The organism is Desulfomarina sp. (assembly GCF_054039375.1).
Genome location: NZ_JBPLBA010000060.1, coordinates 1 through 2,785, shown reverse-complemented (window position 1 = coordinate 2,785; position 2,785 = coordinate 1). Strand labels below are relative to the sequence as shown.

Sequence of the window (2,785 nt, the reverse complement as noted above, 5' to 3'; positions counted from 1 at the left end):
AGACTGATTATAAAATGATCTGGATTGACACTTTTTCATTTGAATTCCTTATCATTTGAGATTTCCAGTGATTTTTGACCGCAGGCTAGCCTGATAAAACAGGCACATCCACAATTTGGCTGAGTTTCATGGGTAATCAAGCAAAAAATTACAGCGCAGGCATCTAATTGATATTCCGGGGATAAAATTTTTCGGCCAACGCAGATATCGGGGGAAAACCAACTTTGGACAGGCACTAACTATGAACTATCTTCTTTTCTGTCCTGTCGGTGGCGGACCACCACTTCTCCTGCCACCACCGGCCAGTTTAACTATTATCTGGTTGGATTTCTGCAACCGAACAGTCATCGTTTTGAAAAGATGATTAGTGACATCCGGATATTTCTCTATTATTTCATCAATTTTGTCTCCGGGAAACCTCTTTACCGTGCACCTTCCCTGGGAAACGATGGAAGCCGTTCTATGTTCACCGGTTATCGCCGCCATTTCTCCGAAATATTCACCGGGCTCCGTCAATTCGGCAATTTTTTTGCCTCCCTTAATGACTGTGAGAGACCCGCGAATCAATTTGAAGAAATCGATATCGGTATTACCTTCCCGAATAATAACGTCCCCGTCTTCATATTGTTCCTGGTCCGGGTTGACCAGATAGGCCGGCAGGCTTTCCTTGTGAGCGACTGTTCTCCTGAGAGCTTCATCAACACTGGTGATTCCCTCCCTAACCTTTTGCAGAGCAGCATCCCTGAGCGGTGTCATTCCTTCCTGGACAGCAATTTTCCTCAACTGGTCCTCCGGCACTTCAGCATTAATTGCCTTGGCTACCTCATCGGTAACTTCCATCAACTCAAAAAAACCGACCCTGCCCTTATAGCCAAGACCATTGCACTCCGGACATCCTCCAGGACCATAGATCACCACCGTATCAACCTCATCCTCCTGAAACCCCATGGATAACAGTTCATTGCGATCATACTTGACTACTTTTTTACAATTCTGACACAATCGCCGTCCCAGTCGCTGGGACAACACCATGGTAACGGAGGAGGCGAGCATATAAGCAGGAATTCCTATATCAACCAGACGACCAATGGTCGCGGCACTGTCATTGGTGTGCAGGGTTGAAAAGACTAGATGTCCCGTCATAGCTGCTTTAATGGCAATTTCAGCGGTATCCATATCCCGTATCTCACCAACCATGATAATATCAGGATCCTGCCGCAGAAATGCCTTCAGGGCTGCCGCAAATGTCATTCCGACTTCAGTGTTGACATTCACCTGATTGATTCCTTTGAAGTTGAATTCCACAGGATCCTCTGCTGTGAGGATTTTAATATCTTCACTGTTCATTGAATTCAAAGCAGAATAGAGGGTAACCGTTTTACCGGAACCTGTAGGGCCGGTGACCAGAAGTAAGCCCTGGGGCCGGTTGAGACAACGTTTCAACATCTCAAAGGTTTTTACCTCAAATCCCAGTTGAGTCAGATCAACATTCAAAGATCCTTTGTCAAGAATACGCAATACGACCGATTCGCCGAAAAGAGTGGGAAGAGAAGAGACCCGGAAATCCACAGAACGATTACGCCCCATTCTCATTTTGATTCGCCCATCCTGAGGAACACGACGCTCGGTAATATCAAGACCAGCCAGAATTTTCATCCTGGCGACAAGTGCATTTTTAATAGTCAAGGGCAGGTTCATGGTTTTGAAAAGAGAGCCGTCTTTCCGATACCTGACCTGCATATTCTTTTCATACGGTTCTATATGGATATCGGAAACCCCTTCCTGCACAGCCTTTATAAGGATACCATTAACAAGTTTGATAATAGGCGCATCCGAGGCCGCGTACTGATCAGCGATATCATCTTCTTCATCACCTTCAATCTCAAAATCATCAGCTGCTTCAGCAACAATGGACCCGAAATCATCCACCTGGGTGATATCCAGATCTTCCTCCGCCTCTTCCTGTTCCCCGAAAAAGGACCTTGCCTCTTCATCATCAATCCCATAATATTTCCGGTAGGCTTCAACAATATCCTCCTCCGTTGAAACACAGACGGAAAGCTCCTTGTTCAGCAGATCCTGCAGTTCCTCCACAGCCGTCACATCGGACGGCTCAGCCATTGTTATCTGCAGAGTATTCCCGGCAATTCTCAGAGGAAATGCCATATACTCCTTTGCTTTCTCATAGGGAAGAAGATTTACCGCATCCTTGGAGGGTGGTTCTTTTTTAATGACAACGGCAGGATAATTATGCTGCCTGCTCAGAAATGTAAAAACGGTGTCATTGTCAATATATTCAAACTGCCTGAGAATGGCACCCAGACGACCTCCATTTTTCTGCAGATGTTTTTTAGCAGTTTCCAGTTGGCTGGGAGTAATATAGCCGGCTTTACTGAGAAGCTCACCGATCTTCAGTTTCCCTGCTCCGGATTGATCCTTCACAGTCCTTCGCTTTGATGATTTTCTCGTTATATTGGTTCGTTGCAAAGCCATAGTGTTTTACCTGAAAATTTCAAACAAATCCAACTCACAGTTCCTGTTATACAGTTACGGTAAGCTTCCGAATTACCCTGAATCAATGCAGCTTCGGAACAATAATTCTATTATTCCCTGCCGGAGATCAAAGATATATGCACATTGTTACAATATCATCTGGATCAATGAATTGCCAGTTCTGCCGTAATTTCTTGCAGGTACAGTCTAGGGGTAATAAAATCATCATGTTGTTACCCGTTGTGAATAGTTACCTGGTGTCTGTCCAGAAATGAGGATTTTTGTTCGAGAT

1 protein-coding gene is annotated in these 2,785 nt (G+C 45.0%); it reads right to left on the bottom strand.

Annotated elements, in window-relative coordinates; genetic code table 11:
• Positions 1-246: 246 nt before the first annotated feature.
• Entirely contained in the window at positions 247-2,493 is a 2,247-nt protein-coding gene (gene pilB / locus ACXLDX_RS03330) for a type IV-A pilus assembly ATPase PilB (RefSeq protein ID WP_457575772.1), read from the bottom strand.
• Positions 2,494-2,785 lie beyond the last annotated feature (292 nt).